The sequence below is a fragment of the Streptomyces sp. NPDC091280 genome, assembly GCF_044768565.1.
Taxonomy (GTDB): Bacteria; Actinomycetota; Actinomycetes; order Streptomycetales; family Streptomycetaceae; genus Streptomyces.
Window position 1 is genome coordinate 465,717 of record NZ_JBIVUZ010000007.1, and the last position, 21,461, is coordinate 487,177.

General features: G+C 72.7%; 22 protein-coding genes. 10 read left to right on the plus strand and 12 right to left on the minus strand.

The window, feature by feature from the left end; all coding sequences use genetic code 11:
• The first annotated feature begins 1 nt into the window (after window position 1).
• From ACIQPR_RS23255 to ACIQPR_RS23275, 5 genes are read left to right on the plus strand one after another with little or no spacing between them, the layout of a single operon-like run.
• Window positions 2–1,201 carry a CaiB/BaiF CoA transferase family protein gene (locus ACIQPR_RS23255; protein WP_403651275.1) on the plus strand — a complete coding sequence of 400 codons (1,200 nt, stop codon included), beginning with the start codon at window positions 2–4 and terminating at the stop codon, window positions 1,199–1,201.
• Window positions 1,198–2,031, plus strand: coding sequence for an enoyl-CoA hydratase/isomerase family protein (locus tag ACIQPR_RS23260; RefSeq protein WP_403651277.1), 834 nt, complete (start codon window positions 1,198–1,200; stop codon window positions 2,029–2,031). Before ACIQPR_RS23255 ends, ACIQPR_RS23260 begins: the two co-directional genes overlap by 4 nt.
• A complete protein-coding gene (locus ACIQPR_RS23265; RefSeq protein WP_403651279.1) occupies window positions 2,024–3,169 on the plus strand; it encodes a thiolase family protein in 1,146 nt (381 codons plus the stop codon). The genes ACIQPR_RS23260 and ACIQPR_RS23265 overlap by 8 nt, the downstream gene beginning before the upstream one ends.
• Window positions 3,170–3,180: 11 nt before the next feature.
• Complete coding sequence (locus ACIQPR_RS23270) at window positions 3,181–4,329, plus strand: acyl-CoA dehydrogenase family protein (RefSeq protein WP_403651281.1); 1,149 nt, start codon at window positions 3,181–3,183, stop codon at window positions 4,327–4,329.
• Between the two features lie 46 nt (window positions 4,330–4,375).
• Window positions 4,376–5,101 carry an SDR family NAD(P)-dependent oxidoreductase gene (locus tag ACIQPR_RS23275; RefSeq protein WP_403651496.1) on the plus strand — a complete coding sequence of 242 codons (726 nt, stop codon included), beginning with the start codon at window positions 4,376–4,378 and terminating at the stop codon, window positions 5,099–5,101.
• 1 nt (window position 5,102) lies between these two features.
• Here ACIQPR_RS23275 and ACIQPR_RS23280 read toward each other — a convergent pair whose 3' ends face one another.
• Both ACIQPR_RS23280 and ACIQPR_RS23285 read right to left on the minus strand, forming a co-directional pair.
• On the minus strand, window positions 5,103–6,353 hold the full coding sequence (locus tag ACIQPR_RS23280) for an amidohydrolase family protein (RefSeq protein WP_403651283.1): 1,251 nt from the start codon (window positions 6,351–6,353) through the stop codon (window positions 5,103–5,105).
• On the minus strand, window positions 6,347–7,384 hold the full coding sequence (locus ACIQPR_RS23285; RefSeq protein WP_403651285.1) for a CoA transferase: 1,038 nt from the start codon (window positions 7,382–7,384) through the stop codon (window positions 6,347–6,349). The genes ACIQPR_RS23280 and ACIQPR_RS23285 overlap by 7 nt, the downstream gene beginning before the upstream one ends.
• Before the next feature lie 67 nt (window positions 7,385–7,451).
• Here ACIQPR_RS23285 and ACIQPR_RS23290 point away from each other — a divergent pair, with 67 nt between their 5' ends.
• On the plus strand, window positions 7,452–8,438 hold the full coding sequence (locus tag ACIQPR_RS23290; protein ID WP_403651287.1) for an enoyl-CoA hydratase/isomerase family protein: 987 nt from the start codon (window positions 7,452–7,454) through the stop codon (window positions 8,436–8,438).
• Window positions 8,439–8,441: 3 nt separating this feature from the next.
• On the opposite strand, the gene ACIQPR_RS23295 is transcribed toward ACIQPR_RS23290, so the two are convergent.
• Genes ACIQPR_RS23295 through ACIQPR_RS23325 form a run of 7 tightly spaced genes read right to left on the minus strand, consistent with a single transcriptional unit; the run spans window position 8,442 to window position 14,661 of the window.
• Window positions 8,442–9,170 carry an enoyl-CoA hydratase-related protein gene (locus tag ACIQPR_RS23295; protein WP_403651288.1) on the minus strand — a complete coding sequence of 243 codons (729 nt, stop codon included), beginning with the start codon at window positions 9,168–9,170 and terminating at the stop codon, window positions 8,442–8,444.
• Complete coding sequence (locus ACIQPR_RS23300) at window positions 9,167–10,462, minus strand: amidohydrolase family protein (protein ID WP_403651290.1); 1,296 nt, start codon at window positions 10,460–10,462, stop codon at window positions 9,167–9,169. The genes ACIQPR_RS23295 and ACIQPR_RS23300 overlap by 4 nt, the downstream gene beginning before the upstream one ends.
• 26 nt (window positions 10,463–10,488) lie before the next feature.
• On the minus strand, window positions 10,489–10,806 hold the full coding sequence (locus tag ACIQPR_RS23305; protein ID WP_403651292.1) for a hypothetical protein: 318 nt from the start codon (window positions 10,804–10,806) through the stop codon (window positions 10,489–10,491).
• Complete coding sequence (locus tag ACIQPR_RS23310; protein ID WP_403651294.1) at window positions 10,772–11,155, minus strand: hypothetical protein; 384 nt, start codon at window positions 11,153–11,155, stop codon at window positions 10,772–10,774. Before ACIQPR_RS23310 ends, ACIQPR_RS23305 begins: the two co-directional genes overlap by 35 nt.
• Window positions 11,152–11,859, minus strand: a complete 708-nt coding sequence (locus ACIQPR_RS23315; RefSeq protein ID WP_403651296.1) for an ABC transporter ATP-binding protein — start codon at window positions 11,857–11,859, stop codon at window positions 11,152–11,154. The genes ACIQPR_RS23310 and ACIQPR_RS23315 overlap by 4 nt, the downstream gene beginning before the upstream one ends.
• Window positions 11,856–12,566: an ABC transporter ATP-binding protein gene (locus tag ACIQPR_RS23320; RefSeq protein ID WP_403651298.1), complete on the minus strand. Its 711-nt coding sequence runs from the start codon at window positions 12,564–12,566 to the stop codon at window positions 11,856–11,858. Before ACIQPR_RS23320 ends, ACIQPR_RS23315 begins: the two co-directional genes overlap by 4 nt.
• The gene (locus ACIQPR_RS23325; RefSeq protein ID WP_403651300.1) at window positions 12,547–14,661 is read right to left on the minus strand and encodes an ABC transporter permease; all 2,115 of its coding nucleotides are present in this window, start codon (window positions 14,659–14,661) and stop codon (window positions 12,547–12,549) included. Before ACIQPR_RS23325 ends, ACIQPR_RS23320 begins: the two co-directional genes overlap by 20 nt.
• 210 nt (window positions 14,662–14,871) lie before the next feature.
• Between ACIQPR_RS23325 and ACIQPR_RS23330 the strand changes: the two genes are divergently transcribed.
• The 4 genes from ACIQPR_RS23330 to ACIQPR_RS23345 are packed head-to-tail and all read left to right on the plus strand — an operon-like array spanning window position 14,872 to window position 17,992.
• On the plus strand, window positions 14,872–15,267 hold the full coding sequence (locus ACIQPR_RS23330) for a nuclear transport factor 2 family protein (protein ID WP_200711230.1): 396 nt from the start codon (window positions 14,872–14,874) through the stop codon (window positions 15,265–15,267).
• Entirely contained in the window at window positions 15,264–16,379 is a 1,116-nt protein-coding gene (locus ACIQPR_RS23335) for an acyl-CoA dehydrogenase family protein (protein WP_403651302.1), read from the plus strand. The genes ACIQPR_RS23330 and ACIQPR_RS23335 overlap by 4 nt, the downstream gene beginning before the upstream one ends.
• Window positions 16,380–16,381: 2 nt before the next feature.
• Window positions 16,382–17,167 carry an acyl-CoA dehydrogenase family protein gene (locus ACIQPR_RS23340; protein ID WP_403651304.1) on the plus strand — a complete coding sequence of 262 codons (786 nt, stop codon included), beginning with the start codon at window positions 16,382–16,384 and terminating at the stop codon, window positions 17,165–17,167.
• A 21-nt stretch (window positions 17,168–17,188) separates the two neighbouring features.
• The gene (locus tag ACIQPR_RS23345) at window positions 17,189–17,992 is read left to right on the plus strand and encodes an acyl-CoA thioesterase (protein WP_403651306.1); all 804 of its coding nucleotides are present in this window, start codon (window positions 17,189–17,191) and stop codon (window positions 17,990–17,992) included.
• Between the two features lie 22 nt (window positions 17,993–18,014).
• Here the strand turns inward: ACIQPR_RS23345 and ACIQPR_RS23350 are convergent, their stop codons facing one another.
• From ACIQPR_RS23350 to ACIQPR_RS23360, 3 genes are all read right to left on the minus strand, one after another.
• The gene (locus tag ACIQPR_RS23350) at window positions 18,015–18,776 is read right to left on the minus strand and encodes an SDR family NAD(P)-dependent oxidoreductase (RefSeq protein WP_403651308.1); all 762 of its coding nucleotides are present in this window, start codon (window positions 18,774–18,776) and stop codon (window positions 18,015–18,017) included.
• Between the two features lie 81 nt (window positions 18,777–18,857).
• On the minus strand, window positions 18,858–20,000 hold the full coding sequence (locus ACIQPR_RS23355; protein WP_403651309.1) for a thiolase family protein: 1,143 nt from the start codon (window positions 19,998–20,000) through the stop codon (window positions 18,858–18,860).
• On the minus strand, window positions 19,993–21,420 hold the full coding sequence (locus ACIQPR_RS23360; RefSeq protein WP_403651311.1) for a class I adenylate-forming enzyme family protein: 1,428 nt from the start codon (window positions 21,418–21,420) through the stop codon (window positions 19,993–19,995). The genes ACIQPR_RS23355 and ACIQPR_RS23360 overlap by 8 nt, the downstream gene beginning before the upstream one ends.
• Window positions 21,421–21,461 lie beyond the last annotated feature (41 nt).

Here is a 21,461-nt window from a genome sequence, read left to right on the forward strand (position 1 = left end):
GATGACGACGACAACCGGGCCGCTGGCCGGAATCACCGTGGTCGCGCTGGAACAGGCGATCTCCGCCCCGATGTGCACCCGTACGCTGGGCGACTTCGGCGCCCGCGTCATCAAGGTGGAGAACCCCCAGGGCGGCGACTTCGCCCGCCACTACGACGACGTCGTCAAGGGGCTGGGGGCGCACTTCGTCTGGGTCAACCGGGGCAAGGAGTCGGTGGCCCTGGACCTGAAGACACCCGGCGGGATGGACGTCCTGCACCGCCTGCTGGCGCGCGCCGACGTCCTCGTCTCCAACCTCACGCCCGGCACCACGGCCAAACTCGGCATCTCCCCCGCCGACTTGACGACCCGTCACCCCGAACTCGTCGCCGTGGAGATCGACGGCTACGGCCCCGGCGGCCCCCTCTCCCACAAACGGGCCTACGACCTGCTGGTGCAGGCCGAGTCGGGAGCGTGCGCGGTCACCGGGAACCCGGGCGCACCGGCCAAGCCCGGCCCGCCGATGGCCGACGTGTGCAGCGGCCTCTACGCCGCGCTGTCGGTCGTCGCGCTGCTGTGCGGCAGGGAACGCGGGGTGGGTCCGGCGGCCTCGTCGGTCGCGGTGAGCCTGTTCGACACGATGACGGAGCTGATGGGCTATCCGCTCACCTACACCCGCCACTCCGGGATCGAGCAGCAGCCGCTCGGCCTGAGTTCGCCGGCCGTCGCGCCGTACGGCGCCCATCGCACCGCCGACGGCCACACGGTGATCCTGGGGACCACGAACGACCGTGAATGGCAGCGCCTGGCACGGGAGTTGCTCGACCGGCCCGATCTCGCGGACGACGCCCGCTTCCGGAGCAACGCCGGCCGGGTGGAGCACCGCGCCCTGCTGGAGCCGGAGATCAGCGCCTGGTGCGCCCGGCACGACCTCGCCGAGGTGCAGTCCCGCGCGGACGCGGCCGGGATCGGCAACTCCCGCTACAACACACCCCGCGACGTCATCGCCCACCCGCATCTCCAGGCCCGGAACCGGTGGCGGGAGATCGACACACCGTCCGGTCCGGTACCGGCGCTGCTGCCGCCCCCGGTCATCGACGGGTACGACCCGCCGATGGGCGCGATTCCCGCGCTCGGCGAGCACACCGACGCCGTACTCGCCGAACTCGGCCTCACCGGCGGGGAGATCGCCGCTCTGCGGGCGGCGGGAGCGGTGCGATGAGCGGGCCGCCGGTGCTGCTGACGAGCGACGCCGACGGCGTACGGACGCTGACGCTGAACCGGCCGGAGCGCAAGAACGCCATCGACGCCGAGCTGTGGGAGGCCCTGCGGGCGGCGCTCGCTTCGGCGGGCGGCGACCGTACGGTACGCGCGCTGGTCCTGGCCGGTGCGGGCGGCGCGTTCTGCTCCGGGGCCGACATCCGCAAGGGCGTCAGCGACGAGCATCCGCTGTACCGGATGCGGACCCTGACCGACGTCACGCTGCTGCTGCACGAGCTGCCGATCCCCACGATCGCCAAGGTGGGCGGCGTGGCGGTCGGCGCGGGCTGGAACCTCGCCCTGGGCTGCGACTTCGTCGTGGCGACGCCGGACAGCACGTTCTCGCAGATCTTCGCCCGCCGTGCCCTGTCCCTGGACTGCGGCGGCTCCTGGCTGCTGCCGAAGCTGGTGGGCCTCCAGCAGGCGAAACGGCTGGCGCTGCTCGCGGAGACCATCGACGCCGAGGAGGCCCGCGCCCTGAACCTGGTGACCTGGGTGGTGGACGCCGACAAGATCGACGCCTTCGTGGACGACCTGGCCGCCCGGCTGGTCGCCGGGGCCCCGGTCGCGCTCGCGCAGAACAAGGCGCTCCTGAACGAGGGCGCCGACCGCACACTGCGCGAGGCCCTCGCCGGTGAGGCGCGGGCGCAGGCCATGAACTTCGCGACGGCGGACGTCCCGGAGGCGTACGCCGCGTTCACGGAGCGGCGCGCGCCGCACTACACCGGCCGCTGGGCGGTTCCCCGGACCCCGGCGCCCAGAGCGACGGAGGACAGGACACGTGATGCGTGAGGCAGTGGTGGTGGAGGCGGTCCGCACCGCCGTCGGCAAACGGAACGGCGGACTGGCCGGTGTGCACGCGGCCGACCTCTCCGCGCTCGTCCTCAGGGCCCTCGTCGACCGCACGGGCATCGATCCCGAGGTCGTCGACGACGTGGTGTGGGGCTGCGTGGGTCAGCTGGGCGACCAGTCGAGCAACATCGCCCGCTACGCGGTGCTGGCCGCCGGCTGGCCGGAGACCGTCCCGGGGACCACGGTGAACCGGGCCTGCGGATCGAGCCAGCAGGCGTTGGACTTCGCCGCCCAGGCGGTCATGTCCGGTCAGCAGGACGTCGTGGTGGCGGGCGGCGTCGAGGTGATGAGCCGGGTGCCGCTCGGCGCCTCCCGGGCCGGCGGGACGCCGTACGGTCCCCAAGTCCTCGCCCGTTACGCGGACTTCTCCTTCAACCAAGGTGTCTCGGCCGAGCTGATCGCCCGGAAATGGGGACTGGGCCGGAGTGTCCTCGACGAGTTCGCCGCGCTGTCCCACGAGCGGGCGGCTGCGGCGCAGGACGGCGGGGCGTTCGACGCGCAGATCGTGCCGGTGGCCACCGGCGCGGGGGCGGTGGGCGCGGACGAGGGTGTACGCCGAGGCACCAGCGGTGCCACTCTCGCGAAGCTGAAGCCGTCCTTCCAGGAGGACGGGGTGATCCACGCGGGCAACTCCTCGCAGATCTCCGACGGCGCGGCGGCCCTGCTGGTGACGACGCCGGAGAAGGCCCGTGAGCTGGGGCTGACGCCGATCGCCCGCTACCGGGCGGGCGTGGTCACCGGTTCGGATCCGGTCCTGATGCTGACCGGGCCGATCCCGGCGACCGAGAAGGTGCTGCGCAGGGCCGGAGTGGCGCTCTCCGACGTGGGTGTCTTCGAGGTCAACGAGGCCTTCGCGCCGATCCCGCTCGCCTGGCTGGCCGAGACCGGAGCGGACCCCGCCCTCCTCAATCCGCTCGGGGGCGCCATCGCGCTCGGGCATCCGCTCGGCGCGTCGGGCGCCGTCCTGATGACCCGCATGCTGCACCACATGCGGGACCACGGCATCCGCTACGGCCTTCAGACCATGTGCGAGGGCGGCGGCACCGCCAACGCCACCGTCGTCGAACTCGCTTCCTGACAGGGGTTGTTGTGCGCCGAGACGTCTTCACCGACGACCACGAGGCCTTCCGCCGGCTCGCCCGGGACTTCATCGGCAAGGAGGTGGTCCCGCACTACGCCGAGTGGGAGGAGACCGGCAAGCTCCCCCGCACCCTCTTCGAACAGCTGGGCGCGCTCGGCCTGTTGGGCACGGCCGTGCCCGAGGAGTACGGCGGAGCGGGCCTCGCCGACTACCGCTACAACGTCGTCCTCCAGGAGGAGGCGGCCCGCGCCCTGGTGACGCTGGGCACGGTCCGCACCCAACTCGACGTCGTCCTGCCGTACTTCCTCACCTACGCCGACGACGAGCAGCGGGCCCGCTGGTTCCCGGGCCTGGCCTCCGGGAAGCTGCTGACGGCCGTGGCGATGACCGAGCCGGGCACGGGCTCCGATCTCGCCGGGATCCGCACGACGGCCGTGCGCGACGGGGACTCCTACGTCCTCAACGGCGCGAAGACCTTCATCACCGGCGGACTCCTCGCCGACCTGGTGATCGTCGTGGCCCGGACGTCGACCGACCCGGACGACCGCCGCGCGGGGCTCACCCTGCTGGTCGTCGAGGACGGCATGCCCGGTTTCACCCGGGGCCGGGTGCTGCACAAGCTGGGCATCAAGGTGCAGGACACGGTGGAGCTGGCCTTCGACGACGTGCGGGTCCCGGTCGCCAACCGGCTCGGCGAGGAGGGCGCCGCGTTCGGCTACCTCGGGCACAACCTGCCGCAGGAGCGGATGACGGTGGCGGTGGGTTCGGTCGCGCAGGCGCGGGCGGCCCTGGACGCCACGATCTCCTACGTCAAGGAGCGCAAGGCGTTCGGGAAACCGGTCGCGTCCTTCCAGAACACCAAGTTCGAACTCGCCGCGGTGGCCGCCGACATCGAGGCCGCGCAGGCCATGCTGGACCGGGCCGTGCTCGAACTCGTCGCCGGTGCGCTGAGCGGACCGGACGCCGCCAAGGTCAAGCTCTTCTGCACCGAGATGCAGGCCCGCGCGGTCGACCGCTGCCTGCAACTGTTCGGCGGCTACGGCTACATGCTGGAATACCCCATCGCCCGGCTCTACGCGGACGCGCGCATCACCCGCATCTACGCCGGAACCAGCGAGGTCATGAAGGTCATCATCGCCAAGTCCCTCGGATTGTGAGGCGGTCACGGTGCCGGACTTCTCCAGCAGAGCAGGTGTCGCGTTCGTGGCGGGCGGCTCGGGCGGTATCGGGGCGGCGGTCGTCCGGCTCCTCGCCGAGCGGGGCAGCGACATCGTCCTCACCTACCGGGCCAACCAGGAGGCGGCCGACGCCGTCGCCGCCGAGGTGACCAAGCTGGGCCGTCGAGTGCGGTCCATGCGGCTGGACCTGACCGACGAGTCCGCCACGGCCGAGGCCGTGTCCGAGGCGGCCGGGGGCATCCACACCCTGGTGTACGCCTCGGGCCCGCACGTGCCGATGCGGCACCTGAGCAGGGTGACGCCGGGCGAGTACCGCGCCCAACTCGAAGGCGACGCCGTGGCGTTCTTCAATCTGGCGCATCCCGCGCTGCCGTCGCTGCGGGCGAGCCGGGGCAGCATCGTCGCCGTGACGACCGTCGCCACCCGCCGTTTCCCGGTACGCGACGGACTGTCCTCGGGCGCGAAGGGCGCCGTAGAGGCAGTCGCCCGGGCGCTCGCCGCCGAGGAGGGCCGCTACGGCGTCCGCGTGAACTGTGTGGCGCCCGGCATGCTCAACGACGGTATCGCGGGCCGGCTGATCAGCTCCGGCGAACTGGACGAGGCCGCGCTCGCCGTCACCCGGCGCAATATTCCGCTGCGGCGCTTCGGCGACGCGACGGACATCGCGGAGGCGGTCGCGTTCCTCGCCTCCGACCGGGCCGGGTTCATCACCGGGCAGGCGCTGGGGGTCGACGGCGGGTACAGCGTGTAGGTCACTCGGGCGTGACGGGGCGGCCCGACACGTAGGCGGCGCGCACCAGTTCACCGGAGAGCGTGCGCAGCGCCTCGCGCAGCGGCACATGGAGCAGGCACAGATCGGCGACCGCGCCGACCGTCAACCGGCGGGTGCGGGCGGGGTGTCGGGGTTCACCCGTGAACAGCCGTAGCGCCGCCTCGGGTCGGAGCCGTTCGCCGTCGTCGCGCCGGGTCGCCGCCCGCATGACCGCCCAGGGGTCCGCGGTCCCGTACGGCGCGTCGGTGCCGGCCGCGACGGGGATGCCGGCCTCGATCAGGGTGCGGCAGCGGTAGAGGTGGGGACGGTCGTCGGCGTCCACGTCGGTGGCGTACGCCTCGCGTCGCTCGACCGGGAAGTGCGGCTGGGTCACCACCGTCACCCCGAGCCGTCGCAGCCAGGGAATGGTCTCGGCGGGGATCACCGACCCGTGCTCGACGCGGTCGCCGTCGACGGGACCCGCCTCGTCCAGGGCGAGGAGGGTCACCAGCAGCTGCACCCGGGTCACGCAGTGCACGGCGACCGGTCTGGGTCTGATCTCCGCGATGGTGCGGGCGAGTTGGGCGGGTGTGGGGAGGGTCGGATCGTCGAGCATCAGCTTCACGGGCTCGTCGACGCCCATCACCAGCAGCCGTTGCGGGAGCACCGACAGCAGCTGGGTGAGCCCGGCGGCGGGGTGCGGATCGGCGTTGGTGAACCCCGTGACACCCAGTGCCGCCGCCCGGCGCCCCACGCCCTCCAGGTCCAGCCGTACGGGCGGCACGAAGCCGCGCAGCCGCTCGTCCTCGCGCCAGAACCGTCCGTCGCCCTCCAGGCCTGCCGCCCGGAGCGCGGCGCTGTTCCACACCCACAGCGCGCCGGTGCGATGCTGCACCCGGACCGGCCGGTCGGCGACGAGCGCGTCCAGCGTCCACCGGTCCAACTCCCCCGCCACGGCCTCGTGATAGCCGACGGCCCGCACCCACTCCCCCGGCCGCCCGCACGTCAGGGCCGCCGCGAACGCCGTGCGGCCCCGGACGTCCGCCGGCCCGACCCGCACGGAGGCGGCTTCGGCGGCCAGTGCGGCGAGGTGGATGTGATGGTCGTGCAGACCGGGCAGCAACGCACCGCCCCGGCCGTCGAGTTCGGCCCGCCCCGTCAGCCCGGTCCCGATCCCGGCGATCCGCCCGCCCTCGATCCGTACGTCCACCGCCGGTCCGTGGCCCGCCACCTCGACGTTCCTGATCAGCACGGCGGGCGGACCGGTCGGCGCGTCGCGGCGAGGGTCGCGGCGCAGGCCGCCATGGAGGCGCAGAGGAGTTCCCCGCCGCCCCCGGCAAGGGAACGGGCCACGGCGTGGGCGGCGAAGACGCCGGTGACGGGGTCGGCGAGCGCGTCACCGAGGAAGACGGGGTCGCCGTCCGGGTCGAGGCCGGTCAGTCCGCCGGCGACGGCCGCGTCGTCCCCGAAGGCGATCCGGTCGCTCTCGCGTCCGTAGCCGGTGATGCCGACCCAGACGCGGCCGGGGCGCGCGGCGAGGAACTCCTCGGCCCGGAGCCCGAGTCGACGCAGCGCGCGCGGGCGTGACGCCTCGATGACGACGTCGGCCTCGGCGACGAGTGCGTCCAGCGCGCCGGGGACGAAGTCCACGACCGCGTTGTCGTGGCCGTCGTGCAGCCAGCGGTAGAAGGCGGGCGACCCGAGGCGCGCGCCGTCCGGTCGTGTCGCGCTCTCCACCTTGACCACCCGCGCGCCCGCCAGCCCCAGCAGCCGCGCGCACAGCGGTCCCGCCCAGAGCGCGGAGAAGTCGACGACCCGCAGACCGGCCAGTGCGCGCGTCCGACGCTCGCCCCACCGCTCGGCGCGCACCGCGGGCCGTGCGTCGGCGGCGACCGATCCGGGTACCGAGGCGGCGATGCCCAGCGACTGCGCCGCCTCGGCCGCCTCGGCGGCGGCGACCCGTCGTACGGCCGCACGCAGCCCCTCGGGGTCGTCCGGTGAGCCGAGGAGGGCCAGCAGCGCGGGTACGGCGGCGAGGTCGTCGGGGCGGGCCAGGTTCACCGCGGTCCACCCGTCGGCGGCTCGCAGAAGCCGGCAGGAACCGTTGGCCGACGTCCTCCCCGGGCGTTCCAGACCGGCCAGTCGGGCCCGGAGGAACAGGGCGTCGGGCAGATCCACCGGTACGCCCGTCAGCGCGGTGAACGAGCGGGCGGCGGCGGAGAGGGGGGCCAGGTACGGCTCGACCGTGTCCGTCCAGGCGCGGAGAGTGTGGTTCTCGCTCATCCGAACCCCCTTCTCTCCACAGGTGATCTCAAATTACACTCCGGTCCACACCTGGAGGGAGATCACCGTGGAGTCGCCCTTCGTGATCGTCGACCTCGACCGCGCCCCCGCCCGGGAACCGGAGGCCCGCGACCGTGTCGTGATCGGCGTGGCCACCGCCCCCAAGGACCCGATCGACGGGTACGACGTCCTGCTCACCGGCGCCCCCGAACCTCCCGCGCCATGGGTGGGGTGCGCGGATCCGCGTGCGACGGCTCGCGAGCTGGGGCGGATCGTCGCGAGTCGGCCCGCCGCGTCCCTCGCGCTGGTGCAGGTGCTGCGCATGGGCGGCGGGCTCGCGGTCCCGGACCGGCTGGTGCTCGAATCCCTGGCCTATTCGACCCTCCAGGGCGGAGCGGACTTCCGGTCCTGGCTGGCCGCCGCTCCCCGACGCGCCCACCGCCCGGCCGAGACTCCCGTCCGACTCGCCCGCGAGGGTTCGCGGCTGGCCGTCACGCTGGACCGGCCCTGGGTGCGCAACGCGTTCGACGCGGCGACCCGGGACGCGCTGTGCGAGGCGCTCCACGTGGCCGTGGCCGACCCGTCGATCACCCGCGTCGACCTGTACGGCAACGGTCCCGCGTTCTGCAGCGGGGGCGACCTCGCCGAGTTCGGTACGTCCCGTGATCCGGCGCGGGCCCATCTGGTGCGGGTGGGCCGCAGCCCGGCCGCGCTGCTGCACCGGTGCGCTCCGCGCGTGACCGCGCATCTGCACGGGGCGTGTGTCGGCGCGGGGATAGAGCTCGCGGCCTTCGCGGGCCGGGTGGTCGCCGCGCCGGACACGGTGATCCGGCTGCCGGAGATCGGGATGGGGCTGATCCCGGGCGCGGGTGGCACGGCGAGCGTCCCGGTCCGGATCGGCAGGGAGCGCGCCGCCTATCTCGCCCTGTCCGGCGCGGAGTTGAGCGCCGGACAGGCACTGCGCTGGGGGCTGGTCGACGAGATCGGCGACAGTGACGGGATCAGTCGCGGTGAGGACGTGACCGCCGGCCCGCAGGAGGCGGTCCGGTCCTGAGCCTCACTTCCCGGTCCACACCGGAGGACGGCGTTCGGCGAAGGCCCGCGCCCCTTCCGCCGCGTCGGCGCTTCTGAACACCGACTCGACCTCTTCCGGTTCGGCCCAACGGCGTTCCCGCATCAGCTTCTTGGTCATCGCGACGCCGAGCGGGCCGTTCTCGGCGATGCGTCCGGCCAGGGCGAGCGCCGTCTCCCGCACCTCTGCGGCCGGTACGGCCCGGTTCACCAGGCCGAACCGGCCGGCGTCCGTCGCGGTGACGAGGTCGCCGGTCAGCCCCATCTCCAGGGCCACGGCCAACGGCACCCGGTCGGCGAGGGTCGTGCCTCCGCCGGCCGCGAACAGGCCGCGCCTGACCTCGGCGATGCCCAGCTTGGCGTCCTCGGCGGCGACCACCAGGTCGCAGGCCAGGGCGAGTTCGAAGCCGCCGGCGAGGGCCGAGCCGTTGAGGGCGGCGATCACCGGGGTGGCGATGCCCTCGCGGAAGAACCACACCAGGCCGTCGAACCGGCCGCCGCCCTTCGCGAACGCCTTGAGGTCCATGCCGGAGCAGAAGACCGTTCCGGCGCCCGTGAGGACGATCGCCCGGACCGCCGGGTCGGCGTCCGCCTCGCGCAGCACGTCCGACAGGTCGTCGATCAGCTCCGGGCTCATGGCGTTGCGGGCCTCGGGACGGTTCAGGGTCGCCACCAGCACGGCGCCGACCCGTTCCGTCAGGACCAGGTCGCTCATCGGGCCGCCGCCACGGCCGCCCGGGCCTTGGAGCGGAACGCCTCCAACTTCTCGGCGGGCTCGATGAGTTGGTGACTGCGCGAACGGGTGGTGACGTCGTGCCCCTCGGCCGCCTTGCGGAGGGCGCCCACGGTGGCCTGTTCGCGCGGGATGTGCGCGAAGGGGTCGAAGGAGTACCAGCGCATGGCGTTCTCGAAGGTGATCTTCCGGGTGTCCTCGTCGGAGACGTCGCAGCTCGTCATCACGTCGTGCAGCTGCTCGGGGGCGTCCGGCCACAGGGAGTCGCTGTGCGGGTAGTCGCCCTCCCAGCAGATGTTGTCGATGCCGATGTCGTGCCGCAGCCGTACGCCCAGCTTGTCGGTGATGAAGCAGGTCAGGAAGTGCTCGCGGAAGACCTCGGAGGGCAGCTTGCCGCCGAAGTCCTGGAGGGTCCAGGTCGAGTGCATCTCGAAGGTGCGGTCGAGGCGCTCAAGGAAGTACGGGATCCAGCCCGTTCCGCCCTCGGAGAGGGCGATCTTCAGGTTCGGGAACTCCTTGACCGGGGGTGACCAGAGGAGGTCCGCGGCGGCGGAGACGATGTTCATCGGCTGGAGCGTGATCATCACGTCGGGCGGCGAGTCCGCGGCCGGGACGGCGAGCCGGCCGGAGGAGCCGATGTGCACCGACATGACGGTGTCCGTGTCGGACAGCGCGTGCCACAGCGGGTTCCAGTACGGGTCGTGGAAGCTCGGGTAGCCGAGGACGGCGGGGTTCTCGGTGAAGGTGAGCGAGTGGACGCCCTTCTCGGCGACCCTTCGCACCTCGGCCGCGCACAGTTCCGCGTCCCAGATCGCGGGCAGCGCCATCGGGATGAAGCGGCCCGGGTAGGCGGCGCACCACTCGTCGATGTGCCAGTCGTTGTAGGCGCGGACCAGCGCGAGGGAGAAGTCGGCGTCCTCGGTGGCGAAGAGCCGGGCCGAGAAGCCGGGGAAGGAGGGGAAGTTCATCTGCGCGAGGATGCCGCCCGCGTTCATGTCCTTGACGCGTTCGTGCACGTCGTAACAGCCGGGGCGGATCTCGTCGAGGCCCTGCGGTTCGACGCCGTACTCCTCCTTGGGGCGGCCGGCCACGGCGTTGAGCGCCGAGTTGGTGATGGTCGTGCCGCGGAACTGCCACACGTCGGTTCCGTCGTCCCGGTGGACCAGTTGGGGCGCGTCTTTCTTGTAGCGCTCGGGGAGGTGGTTCACGAACATGTCGGGCGGCTCGATGATGTGGTCGTCGACGCTGATGAGGATGAGGTCGTCGCGGTCCATGACGGCTCCTTACGGGGGTGGGTCGGTCAGTCGGAGGCGGGCAGCGGCTTGGCGGCCTTCAGGGTCATGGGGGCGCCGTCACAGGTGAGTTCGCCCGCTCCGGAGGCGGTACAGAGCAGTTCGAGCGTCCCGGTGGCGTCGACGTACCGCTTGCCGATGAGGGTGGTGGTGCCGGCCGGTCCGGGCCGCGCCGCGGGCGCGTCGGCCGCGGGCACCAACGGGCTGCCGCCGCAGGTCAGTCGCGGGTGCGTGTCGGCGGGGGCGCGGATGACGACCACGCGGGTGCCGCAGACGGTGCTGGCGAGTTGGTCACCGGGGCGCGGCGTCGGTGCCGGTGGGGTCATGGCGGAGTTCCCTTTCGAGCAGGCGGTCGGCGAGGAGTTCCACGTCGTAGGACTGGCGTGCCATCCAGTACCGCAGGAAGCCGGTGAGCGAGTACCGCAGGAAGAGGGCGGAGCCGACGACGCTGCCGGCGACCGCGGCGAGGCCCAGGGTGAGCGCGTCGTTCTGCACGAGCGGGTCGCTGGTGTTGTGCGAGATGAAGTAGGCGCACACGCCGAGGACGACGCCGATCGTCATCAGGGCGGCGCCCAGGCGCAGCCAGAGGGCGGCCCTTCCGGCGGCCGGGTCCGGGATTTTCAGGACGGTGAGTTCGCGGACGAAGCGGTCCGCTCGCGTCTCGGTGGACGTCATGTGGAACTCCCCAGGTAGAGAGCGGACAGTTCGGCGCGCAGGCCGCCGTCGGGGTGGCCCTGCCGTTCGACCCGGCCGCGTACGAGGACGGCGGCGTGGTCGCAGATGTCGAGGACCGCGGCGGCGAACTGCTCGACCACCAGGACCGCCACGCCCTGCCGGGCGATCTCGGCGACCTGTTCGTAGAGGCGGCCGACGATCAACGGGGCCAGTCCCATGGAGAGTTCGTCGAGCAGCAGGACGGCAGGGTCGGTGGCGAGGCCGCGGGCGAGGGCGAGCATCTGCTGCTCGCCCCCGGAGAGGGTGCCCGCCGCCTGCCCGGCGCGCCGGGCCAGGACGGGGAAGCGGGCGAACGCGATCTCCTCGATCTCCTCCCGGCCGCGGCCGGTGAAGGTCATCATGAGGAGGTTGTCGCGGACGGACAGGTTCGGGAAGACGCCTCGTCCTTCGGGGATGAGGCAGACTCCGGCGCGGGCCAGGTCGCGGGGGTCGGCGCCGGTCATGTCCCTTCCGCCGAGGACGAGTTGGCCCGATTCGGCGGGGTGGACCCCGGCGGCGACGCGCAACGTGGTGGTCTTTCCGGCGCCGTTCGGCCCGAGCAGCGCGACCACCTGTCCGGCGGCGACGTCGAGGTCGACGCCGTGCAGGACGGTGATGCGTTCATGGGCGGCGCGGATGCCGCGCAGTTCGAGAAGTGCGCTCACGCGTCCCCCAGATAGGCGGCGAGTACCGTTTCGTCGCTGCGGATCACTTCGGGCGGTCCCACGGCGATGATCTTGCCGAGGTCGAGGACGTACACCTCGTCGCAGACGGCCATCACCAGGCTCATGTCGTGCTCGACGAGGACGACGGCGGTGCCGTCCTCGGTGAGGGCGCGCAGGAGCTGCGCGAAGCGTTCGGTCTCCTCGGCGTCCTGTCCGGCGGCGGGTTCGTCGAGGAGGAGCACCTTCGGACGGATCGCGAGCGCCCGGCCGACCTCGACCAGGCGGCCGACTCCGGTGGGGAGGGCGTCGGGTGAGGTGTCCGCGATGCCGGTGAGATCGAGGCGGTGCAGGATCTCGCTGACGACCCGGTCGGCGCGACGGCGTTCGGGGCCCAGTTCGGCGGCGACGAGGAGGTTGTCGCGCACGCTCAACCGGCCGAAGAGTTCCAGGCGTTGGAAGGTGCGGGCGAGTCCGTGCCGGGCGCGCGCGGAGGGCCGGGACCGGGTGACGTCCCGGCCGTCGAGGCGGACCTGTCCGGAGGAGGGCCTGCGCAGTCCCGAGGCGACGTCGAACAGGGTGCTCTTCCCTGCCCCGTTGGGGCCGATGAGCCCGGTGACCCGGCCCGCCTCGGCGGTCAGCGCGACCCCGTCGAGGGCACGGTTGCCGCCGAAGGACACGGTCACTCCACTAACCTGCAGTGACGCCACGGGCCAGCACCTCCTTGTCCTCGGGGCGCCACGCACGCCGCACGCCCCACCACTCGACGGGGATCTCCGGCTCGGCCGGAGCGCTCTGCCGGGCGTCGGCCCAGGTGCGCAGCGCCACGGCGAGCAGGAGTGAACCGCCGTAGTACGTCCAGTCGTTGATCACCCCGCCGAAGCGCAGCGCCCAGGCCAGGGCGAGGGCGCAGAGCAGTGCCGGCAGGGCGATGCGGTCGCGGGCCAGGGGCTCCCACTGGCGGCGGAAGCGGGAGACGATGCCGTCGGGGTTGTGGCCGAGTCCGATACCGGCCAGCCCGGGGAGCAGGGCGACCAGGTTCGCGGTGCCGGGGGCGACGGCGATCAGGGCGTTGGTGGGGCCGGCGAAGGCGGTGCCGGCGAAGAGGCCGTTGCCGACCGCGCCGAGTCCGCCGACCACGGCGACCAGGAAGATCGGCAGTCCCGCGATGAGGCTGAACTGGTCGGCGGTGACGGTGCGTTGCTGCATTCCGTACAGCGCCCCGCCGAGCCCGGCGATGCCCGAGGCCAGGGCGAACACCGCGACCTTCGCGACCAGGAGGTTGCCGCCGAGGGTGGCGTACGCGGCCTCGCTGTCGCGCAGGGCGATCAGCCGTCGGCCGAAGCGGCTGCGGCGCAGGGCGGCCACCCCGATGGAGGCGAGGGCGAGGCAGACGGCGGCGAACACCATCGAGTCCCGTCCGCTGTCCAGCCGTAGGCCCAGGAGGTGGGGTCCCGAGATGTCCACCGAGCCCTGGTCGAACAGGGCGATCCGCAGGCCGAGGACGTGGAAGGCCGGGATGGTGAAGATCCAGCGGTCGAGGATGACGGCGAACGCGGCGGTGCCCAGGGCCAGATACACGCCGGAGAGGCGCAGCGCGGGCAGTGCGACCAGTGCTCCCGCCGCCGCCGAGACGAGGATCGCGGCGCCCAGTGCCCACAGTTGGCCGTGGGCGCCGAGGTGTCCCCAGACGACCGCGCCGATGCCGGCCATGCTGAGCTGGCACAGGGAGACCTGTCCGGCGTAGCCGGTGAGCGGCACGTAGGAGAGGGCCACCACGCCCAGCGAGAAGATCGCGCCGTAGGTGATGAGGTCGGCCTCTCCCAGGAGGGAGGCCAGGATCGCGCCGAAGGCGACGACGGCCGCCGCGAACACCAGGGTGCCGCGCGCGCTCGGCACGGGTACCCGGGCGAGCCGCCGTTCCCGGCCGCGCAGGCGCCGGTGCGGGAACACCAGCAGGGCGAGGAAGAGCAGGAGGGCGGGGGCGGCGAGCCGCAGGCCGGGGAGGTATTGGTTCTGCGGGAGGTAGCCGGTCAGATAGCTCTCCATGCAGCCGACGACGACGGCGCCGAGGAAGGTGAGCGGCAGGCTGCGGAGTCTGCCGAAGACCGCTGCGGTGTAGGCGCTGACGATCAGCAGGGAGAGCTGGGCGGCGTCGAGGGTGACGGTCGGCGCGATGAGGATGCCGCCGATCGCGGCCAGTTGGGTGCCCAGGATCCAGGAGACCCGGCCCGCGCGGACCGGGTCGGCGCCGGTGAGGCCGACGAGGGCCCGGTCGTCGACGGCCGCGCGCATCTCGGCTCCGGCGCGGGTGCGGTAGAGCAGCACACGCAGGCCGATCGCGACGGCGACGGCCACCGCCATGGTGATCGCCTGGTGCCAGGTGATGACGGCCGGCCCGAGGTGGAAGGGCTTGCGGTCGGCGAAGAACATCGGCAGCGGGCGGGCCACGTTCGGGTCCCAGATCCAGCGCGCCGCCGCGATCAGTCCGCTGAGCAGCGCGACGGTCATGACCAGGCGTTCGGCTTCGCCGAGGGCCTGGACGGGACGCAGCACGAAGCGCTCGACGAGCAGCCCGAAGCCCGGGGCGAGCACGAGCAGCACCACGGCCAGGGCGACCGGAACGGGCCAGCCCCAGCCGACGGTCAGCTGCCAGTACATGAACGCGGACAGCATGCCGGCCGCGCCGTGCGCGAAGTTGAACACACCGGTGGTGGTGTAGGTGAGCACGAGCCCACTGCCGATGACGGCATAGATCGCGGCCGTGCTCAGGCCGACGATTCCGAAGGTGAGGAACTGGTCCATCGCGTCGGATCTCCCCTCTCCATCGCTGGAAACTAGCTTCTCATCTACGGAGAATCAACCATTCAGACAGAGACTGTTGACGACGGCTCACGCAGCATGGAAATCTGCCACTCATCTGAGAGAATGCCATTCTCGCTCATGGTGAAGGGTGGAAAGTCCTTGTCCTCCTTGCCTGTCCCGGCTCTTCCGCCCGGTCCGACCGACGACCTCATGGAGATCCAGCAGCTCCTGGCCCGCTACGCGGTGTGCATCACCCGCGGCGACCTGGACGGAGTGCTGGCGGTCTTCACACCCGACGGCACCTACAGCGCCTTCGGGGACTCCTACGGCCTCGACGAGTTCCCCGCGCTGGTGGCCGCCGCCCCCAAGGGGCTGTTCCTCACGGGCACGCCGGCCGTCGACCTGTCCGGCGACACGGCCACCGGCACCCAGCCGCTGTGCTTCGTCGACCACGCCACGCACGACATGCGGATCGGCTACTACAACGACACCTACGTCCGCACCGACGAGGGATGGCGGCTGCGCACCCGCGCGATGACGTTCATCCGCCGCAGCGGAGCGCACGACTCGGGCCGCCCGCACGCCTATCAGCGTCCGGGAACATGAACACCCCCTCGCCACCCGGCTACTCGAACGCCGCCGACTTCCGCTCGGACCTGCGCGGCTGGCTGGACGAGCACGACCTGTCCCCCGGCCCGGACCACTCCCTGGACGCCCAGGTCGCCCAACTCGCCCGGGTCCGCCGGGCGTTGTACGACGCGGACTGGATGCGGTACGGCTGGCCCGCCGAGGTGAGGGGGCTCGGCGGGCCCGCGGTGCTGAGAGCGGTGCTCGGCGAGGAGGTCGCCACCAGGCAGCTGGCCGAGCCGGGCATCTACTCGATGATCGAGGTCCTCGCCCCGACGATGATCTCCTACGCCCCTCCCGCGCTCGCCGCCGAGATGGTCCCGCGTCTGCTCGGCGGCCGGGAGCAGTGGTGCCAGGGCTTCTCCGAACCGGGCTCCGGCAGCGACCTCGCCTCCCTCACCACACGGGCGGTCCCGCAGGGCGACCACTGGGTGATCAGCGGCCAGAAGGTGTGGACGAGCCTGGCTCAATTCGCGGCCCGCTGCGTCCTGTTGACCCGCACCGCGCCGGGCCACAACGGCATCACCGCGTTCTTCGTCGACATGGACACCCCCGGCATCACCGTCCGGCCGCTGCGCACGATGCACGGCGTGGACGAGTTCGCCGAGGTGTTCTTCGACGACGTGGCCGTGCCCGCCGAGCGGATGCTCGGCCGCCCCGGCGACGGCTGGCGGCTCGCGATGGACCTGCTGCCGCACGAGCGCTCCACCTGCTTCTGGCACCGGATCGCCCATCTCTACACGCGACTCGACCGCCTGCTGGCCGAGACCAGCGTCCCGGACGACGCCGAACTCGGCGCCGCCTACCTGGCGTTGCACACCGTCCGCTGCCGCTCCCACGCCACCCAGCGACGCCTGGCCGAGGGCCGGCACCTGGGCGCGGAGACCTCGGTCGACAAGGTGCTGCTGGCCACCGCCGAGCAGCGCCTCTTCGAGACGGTGCGCGATCTGCTGCCCGGCGTACTGGAGTTGACGGACACGCCGTGGCGCTCGGAGTACCTGTACGCGAAGGCGGCGACCATCTACGGCGGTACGGCCGAGATCCAGCGGAACATCATCGCGCGCCGACTGCTCGACCTGGGGAGGGAGTAGCCGTGGACGCGGCCGAACGGGACCTGCTCGCCGAGACGCTCCGCAAGACGATGACGGCCGCGTCGGGGCAGACGCTGGACGCGGCCCTGGCCGACCTGGGCTGGGCCGAACTGCTCGCCGAGCAGCCGGACACCGCCGTACCGCTCGCCTTCCGCCTGCTCGGCGAGACGGGCGCCCAGGCACCGCTCCTCAACGACGTCCTGCTGAGTGCGGCGGGCCGTCCGGTGGGCGGCACGCTCCCGCTGCCGTACACCGGCGGTACGTGGGTCCTCTGGGAGCGCCAGGACCGTGTGGCGGGGGCTGCCCTGGACGCCGAGCTGCCCCTGCGTCCCGTGCCCGCCGGGGCCCCCGTCCCGCTCGCCGCCGGGCGGGTGGCGCTGGGCTGGTGGCTGCTCGGGACCGGCCGCGCCATGCTCGCGCTGGCCCGCCAACACGCCGTGGACCGGACCCAGTTCGGCCGCCCGCTGGCCTCCTTCCAGGCCGTGCGGCACCGGCTCGCCGAGACCCTGGTGGCGCTCGACGGCGCCGAGGCCACCCTCGTGGCCGGCACCGACGAACTGGGCGCCCTACTGGCCAAGGCCGCGACCGGGCAGGCGGCGCTGACGGCGGCCCGGCACTGCCAGCAGGTCCTGGGCGGCATCGGATTCACCGCCGAGCACGAACTGCACCGCCATGTACGGCGGGCCATGGTGCTGGACGGACTGCTGGGCAGCGCACGCGAGTTGACGCGCGAGGCGGGCGCGCTGCTGCGGACCGGACGGTCCGCGCCCCGGCTCGTCCACCTCTGACCGACCCGAGGAGTGACATCAGTGACCGATCTGTGGAGCGACCTGCTCTCCTGCCTGGACCTCGACGCCCGGCCCGGTGACGTCTTCGAGGGCGGCAACCAACAACTCGGCTATCACCGGATCTTCGGCGGCCAGTTGCTCGCGCAGAGCGTCCGGGCCGCCCAACTGGCCTGCCCCGGCAAGGCGGTCAAGAGCCTGCATGTGCAGTTCGCGCGGGCGGGACGGCCGCAGGAGCCGGTGCGCTACGAGGTGACGCGCCATCATGAGGGCGGCTCCTTCGCCACGTTGACGGTGGTGGCGCGTCAGACGCAGGGGGTCGCGGCCGTGGCGGCCGTGTCGCTGCACGCGCACGAGGAGGGTCCCGACCAGCAACTCGCCTTCCCGATGCCGCCGGTGCCGAGGGCCGAGCACGACGTGGACCTCTCGCTGCTCCCGTGGGACACCCGGGCCATCGCGGATGTGGACTCGCCGAAGTCGGAGCCGCCCGAGTACGACCTGTGGATGCGCACCCCGGCCGTCGCCCCGGAACTCGCCCCGGCGCTGACGGCGTACGCGAGCGATCTGAGCCTGATCGGCACGGCGCTGCGCCCCCTGGAAGGGGTCACCCAGCGCGACTCGGGGACGGCGTTCTCGTCCGCCGTGACCGCGCACACGGTGTGGTTCCACCGCCCGTTCACGACGGACGACTGGCTGCTCCTGCGCCAGCAGAGCCCGCTGCTCGCCCACGGCCGCTGCTACGGCCGCGGCGACGTCCTCACCGCGCGGGGCTCCCTGGTCGCCTCGTTCGCGCAGGAGGCCCTGCTGCGGTTCCGCGACGCCGCCTGACAGCCCTTCCCCGTAAGGGACTTCAGCGCATCACCGTGCCGCCGTCGACGTTGATGACCTGCCCGTTGATCCACTCTCCCGCGTCGGACACGAGGTGGACCACCATGGCGGCGATGTCGTCGGCGCGGCCGTGCCGGGTGCTGCGGGTGCGGGAGAGCAGGCTCTCCAGGAGGGCCGGTTCGGCGCCCTCCTGGATGGCGGGCGTCAGGATCAGGCCCGGCGCGACGGCGTTGGCGCGGATGCCCTCCCTGCCCCAGCGGGAGGCGACATGGCGGGCGAGGGCGTTGATGCCCGCCTTGGTCGCCGAGTAGGCGGGACGCGCTGCCTCGCCGGTGAAGGCGGCGATGGACGAGGTGTAGACGATCGCGCCGCCGCCCCTGGCGAGGAGTTCGGGCACCGCGTACCGGGTGACGAGCATGTGGCCCCGCAGATTGACGGCGAAGGTCCGGTCCCAGACCGCGAGGTCCATGTCGACGACGTCGGTGTCCTTGGAGACCGCGCCCATGTCGCCCGCGTTGACGTGCACGGCGTCCAGACCGCCGTACGTCCGCACGGTGGTCCGCACGAGGTCGCCGACCGAGGTCTCGTCGGCGATGTCGAAGCCCGCCGCGACCGCCTCGCCGCCGGCGGCACCGATGGCCGAGGCGGTCGCCCGCGCGCCGTCCGGGTCCAGGTCGGCGACGACCACCCTGGCGCCCGCGTCCGCCAGCCGCCGGGCGGACGCGGCGCCCAGCCCGGTGGCCGCGCCGGCGACGAGCACGACCTTGTCCTTCAGACTCACCACGGAATTCCCCTCCATCGGATCCATCGCGTCGGCTGTCCGTCCGTACGGCGTACGTCCGCACGGCGTCCGGGTACCGGGGCGCTACGGCGCGGGCACCTCGATGACCGTGGCCGAGCCCATGCCGCCGCCCGCGCACATCGCGGCGACGCCGATGCCACCGCCCCGGCGGCGCAGTTCGTGCACCAGCGTGACCAGCATCCGGGCGCCGGTCGCGGCGACCGGGTGGCCGAGGGAGCAGCCGCTGCCGTTGACGTTCACCCGGTCGGGGTCGAGCCCGAGGAGTTTCACCGCGGCGACGGGTACGGCGGCGAAGGCCTCGTTGATCTCGAAGAGGTCGACGTCGGACGTCGAAAGTCCCGCGCGGGCAAGGGCTTTGGGGATGACCTTCACAGGGGTGAGGCCCGTCTCGGCGGGGTCGGCGCCGACCGAGGCCCAGGAGCGCACGACGGCGAGCGCGGGCAGACCGAGCCGGTCGCTGGCCACCACCAGCGCCGCGGCACCGTCGTTGGCGCCGCCGGCGTTGCCCGCCGTGATGGAGAAGCCGTCTATCTCGGGGTGCAGCGGCTTGAGCGAGGCCAGCTTCTCCAGGCTCGTGGTGCGGCGGGGGTGTTCGTCGACGGAGAACAGGCCGTGCGGTGTGTCGATGGGCACCAGCTCGGCGTCGAAACGGCCTTCGTCGATCGCGCGGATCGCGTTCCGGTGCGAGCGCAGCGCCCAGGCATCCATGTCGGCGCGGCTCAGGCCCGCTCGTACGGCGGTGTTCCAGCCGACCGTGATCGACATGTCGAGGTTGGGCGCGTCGGGGCGGTCGGGGTGCGTGGGCGGGCTCCACGGCTCGACCCACTCCCCGTCCACCCGGAACCGCTGCTTCGGGGAGGTGGAGGCCGAGTTGACGCCGCCGGCGACGACGAGTTCGTCCATGCCCGCGCGGATGCTGCCCGCCGCGCTCTGCACGGCCGCGAGACCGGCGGCGCAGTGCCGGTTGTGGGCGAGACCGGGTACGGCGGTGAGTCCGACGGTCAGTGCCGCGTGCCGGGCCACGACCCCGCCGCCGTACAGGCCCTCGCCGAGGATCACGTCGTCGACGGCGTCCGGGTCGAGCCCCGCCGCGGCGGCGGCGACGATGTGGTGGGCCAGGTCGAACGCGGTGGTGTCGCGGAGGGTGCCCTTGACGGCGGTGCCGACGGGGGTACGCAGGGCGGACACGAGGACTGCTTCAGGCATGGGTGGTCTCCAACTCGGCCAGCAGGGTGCGGCGCAGCAGCTTTCCGGTCTCGGTCTTGGGCAGTTCGGCGCGGAACACGATCGTGTCGGGGGTCTTGGAGGAGCGCAGCCGGTCCCTGACCCACTGGCGGACCTCCGCCGGGTCGCCCTCGCCGACCACGACGGCCACGATCCGCTGCCCCCACTCGGGGTCGGGCACGCCGATCACCGCGGCCTCCACGATCCCTGGGTGGGCGACGAGGACGTCCTCGATCTCCGCGGGAGCGATGTTCTCGCCGCCCCGGATGATGGTGTCGTCGGCGCGGCCCTCGATGAAGAGGTAGCCGTCGGCGTCCAGCCGGCCCCGGTCCCGGGTGGGGAACCAGCCCGCCGCGTCGAGTGCGCTGCGTCCGCCGTACTCGCCGGAGATCTGCTCGCCGCGCACGAAGACCAGCCCGGTGTCCCCGGCACCGGCCGGTCGTCCGTCGGCATCGCGGATCTCGATCTCCACTCCGGGCAACGGCCGCCCGACGGAACCGAGCCGGTCCCGTACGGCCGGGTCGGCCGCCGCCAGTGCCGCGCGGTGGTCGTCGGGCCCGAGCACCGCGACCGAGGAGGCCGTCTCGGTCAGGCCGTAGGCGTTCACGAACCCGGTTTCGGGGAAGATCCGCAGCGCCCGTTCCACCACGGGGCGCGGGGTCCTGGCACCGCCGTAGGCCAGGCTGCGGAGGGTGGGTGTGCCGGCGTCGTCCGCCGGGACCTCGGCGACTATGCGGGCCAGCATGGTGGGGACGACGAGCGCGTGCGTGACGCGCTCGCGGCGCGCGGTCGCCAGCCACTCCCCCGCGTCGAAGGCGGAGAGGTACACGAGGCGGCGGCCCGAGTAGAGGTTCGTCAGCAGGTTCATCAACCCGGCCACGTGGTACGGCGGTACGGCCACCAGTGCCGCGTCGTCCTCGTCGGCGGAGCCGAACTCCTGGGTGTTGAGCACGTAGGCCATCAGGTGGCGGTGGCGCAGCAGGGCCGCCTTGGGCTCGGCGGTCGTGCCGCTGGTGTAGAGGACCACCGCGACCGCGTCGTGGTCCTGGTCCTGGGCCTCGGGCAACTCCGTTACGGCGGCGTCCTCTTCGGCGCTCAGCAGGGCGTCGAGGTCGGCCGGGCGCAGCACGAGGGCACCGGGATGGCGGGCCAGGAGGCGGTCCAACTGATGTCCGCCGAGGCGGTAGTTGAGGGGGATGAACGGGATCCCCGCCAGGGCGGCGCCGAACAGGGCCACCGGGTAGGCGAGGTGACTGGGGCTCAGATAGAGCACGGCCGGGACCCCTCGGAAGCGGTGCGCGGCGGTACGGGCACGGGCGAGCAGTTCCGAGGCGGTCAGCGAGCGGCCGTTCGCCGTGACCACGAGTCGGTCGCCGCCCGAGGCCACCATCTCCAGAATCATGGTTATGTTCATGAGAATGCTATTCTCTTCTCACTAGAGCG

What these genes read in the sequence shown, in the direction of transcription:
- ACIQPR_RS23355 (WP_403651309.1), bottom strand. Translation starts at nt 20,000, where the DNA reads ATGCCTGAAGCAGTCCTCGTGTCCGCCCTGCGTACCCCCGTCGGCACC.
- ACIQPR_RS23305 (WP_403651292.1), bottom strand. Translation starts at nt 10,806, where the DNA reads ATGACCCCACCGGCACCGACGCCGCGCCCCGGTGACCAACTCGCCAGC.
- ACIQPR_RS23310 (WP_403651294.1), bottom strand. Translation starts at nt 11,155, where the DNA reads ATGACGTCCACCGAGACGCGAGCGGACCGCTTCGTCCGCGAACTCACC.
- ACIQPR_RS23325 (WP_403651300.1), bottom strand. Translation starts at nt 14,661, where the DNA reads ATGGACCAGTTCCTCACCTTCGGAATCGTCGGCCTGAGCACGGCCGCG.
- ACIQPR_RS23285 (WP_403651285.1), bottom strand. Translation starts at nt 7,384, where the DNA reads ATGAGCGAGAACCACACTCTCCGCGCCTGGACGGACACGGTCGAGCCG.
- ACIQPR_RS23330 (WP_200711230.1), top strand. Translation starts at nt 14,872, where the DNA reads ATGGAGATCCAGCAGCTCCTGGCCCGCTACGCGGTGTGCATCACCCGC.
- ACIQPR_RS23300 (WP_403651290.1), bottom strand. Translation starts at nt 10,462, where the DNA reads ATGGACCGCGACGACCTCATCCTCATCAGCGTCGACGACCACATCATC.
- ACIQPR_RS23295 (WP_403651288.1), bottom strand. Translation starts at nt 9,170, where the DNA reads ATGAGCGACCTGGTCCTGACGGAACGGGTCGGCGCCGTGCTGGTGGCG.
- ACIQPR_RS23360 (WP_403651311.1), bottom strand. Translation starts at nt 21,420, where the DNA reads ATGATTCTGGAGATGGTGGCCTCGGGCGGCGACCGACTCGTGGTCACG.
- ACIQPR_RS23265 (WP_403651279.1), top strand. Translation starts at nt 2,024, where the DNA reads ATGCGTGAGGCAGTGGTGGTGGAGGCGGTCCGCACCGCCGTCGGCAAA.
- ACIQPR_RS23255 (WP_403651275.1), top strand. Translation starts at nt 2, where the DNA reads ATGACGACGACAACCGGGCCGCTGGCCGGAATCACCGTGGTCGCGCTG.
- ACIQPR_RS23260 (WP_403651277.1), top strand. Translation starts at nt 1,198, where the DNA reads ATGAGCGGGCCGCCGGTGCTGCTGACGAGCGACGCCGACGGCGTACGG.
- ACIQPR_RS23335 (WP_403651302.1), top strand. Translation starts at nt 15,264, where the DNA reads ATGAACACCCCCTCGCCACCCGGCTACTCGAACGCCGCCGACTTCCGC.